General features: G+C 74.6%; 1 pseudogene. It reads left to right on the top strand.

Going from position 1 to position 319, the window contains the following annotated elements:
• Nucleotides 1-319: pseudogene (locus JHD64_RS21395) on the top strand (hypothetical protein); the annotation flags it as partial.

The following is a 319-nucleotide window of genomic DNA, read 5'->3' as shown; positions in this document are numbered from 1 at the left end:
CCCCCCCCCCCCCCCCCCCCCCCCCCCCCCCCCCCCCCCCCCCCCCCCCCCCCCCCCCCCCCCCCCCCCCCCCCCCCCCCCCCCCCCCCCCCCCCCCCCCCCCCCCCCCCCCCCCCCTTTTACTGATCCGGCGACCACCGAGATCTACACTGTTGTTCGTTCGTCGGCAGCGTCAGATGTGTATAAGAGACAGGGCCTGGGCTGGCTGGAAATGGAAACCACGCTGGCCGCGCACAAGCAGCTGACGCGGGTGAACGGCCAGCTGACGCTGGCTGGCGCCGCGGTGAGCGGCTATGAAATCCATATGGGAGTCAGCACG

The organism is Aquitalea sp. ASV15, from assembly GCF_016429115.1.
Taxonomy (GTDB): domain Bacteria; phylum Pseudomonadota; class Gammaproteobacteria; order Burkholderiales; family Chromobacteriaceae; genus Aquitalea; species Aquitalea magnusonii.
Note: the sequence above shows the minus strand (reverse complement) of the source record. Positions and strands in the feature narration are given on the sequence as shown.